Genomic DNA, 1023 nt, shown 5'->3' on the forward strand with positions numbered 1-1023 from the left:
GTGCGAATGTGACTTTTGCAAGTCAATATATTTCACGTGGTTTCCAGCAAACTTGGGGTAAGCCTGCACTACAAATTGGTTTCGACTATGCAAATCCGAATGGGCTATTTGTGGGTACTTGGGCATCCAATGTAAGTTCAAACTATCTCCGCGATGCTTCAGTTGAATGGGACTTTTATGCAGGTTATTTAAAAACTATCGATAAATTCTCACTTGGAATGTCTGTTTTTTATTATTATTACCCAGGTGCAAAAAGTACGCCTGAAACGGGGAGTACCAGCTACAACTATGGTGAAATTGTGCCCCAAATTGGCTATGGTCCTTTAAGTCTCAAATATTTTATTACCTATACCCCAGATTACGCAGGTTATAACTCAAATATGATGGGTGGTACAGAAGGTAAACGTTCACGAGGAACAACTTATTTAGATTTAAACTTTACACAGCCGATCAATGAAACTTGGACTTTTGGTGCCCACTATGGCTATGAAAAAATTAAAAATTTCTCGGAAGCTAACTTTCAGGATATGAAAGTCGAACTGATTAAAGATTTAGGTGATGGCTGGACTACAGGGTTAGCTTATACCAAAGCGTGGGACAAAGACGGATACTATAGAAATTATAGTAATGGTGAACCAGATGCACCAATTTCAAATCCGATTGATTCGACATTTACTGTCTCAGTTAAAAAAGTATTCTAATTTATACATAAAAAGCCTGATCACTTTAATTTGGAGTCAGCAGGCTTTTTCTAATACATAGAGAAAATTATTTTTTAATTAAATCATAAGCCATTTTAGTATCGTCTAGCTGAACCAGTGAAGCATGACGAGCAGAGAGCGGATCTTTATTTTCAATTGCTGTTAAAATCGCTTTATGTCTAGGTAGTGAATGGCCTTGTAAATTTGGGCGTAGACTGGTGACTTGAATCGATTGCTGCAAAGGTAAAACCAGCATTTTTGACATATAAGCCAGCAAGTCATTATGCGTTGCTTTGGCAATTGCTAAGTGAAACTGGATATC

2 protein-coding genes are annotated in these 1023 nt (G+C 37.3%); one reads left to right on the top strand and one right to left on the bottom strand.

Annotated features, from left to right (window positions below; translation table 11 throughout):
- Window positions 1-701 (top strand): TorF family putative porin (locus VXQ92_RS21315; protein WP_416683101.1); only part of this gene is annotated, 701 nt, incomplete at its 5' end.
- A 67-nt stretch (window positions 702-768) separates the two neighbouring features.
- On the opposite strand, the gene VXQ92_RS21320 is transcribed toward VXQ92_RS21315, so the two are convergent.
- Window positions 769-1023 (bottom strand): FadR/GntR family transcriptional regulator (locus VXQ92_RS21320; RefSeq protein ID WP_416683102.1); only part of this gene is annotated, 255 nt, incomplete at its 5' end.

This window comes from Acinetobacter sp. 228 (genome assembly GCF_048147885.1).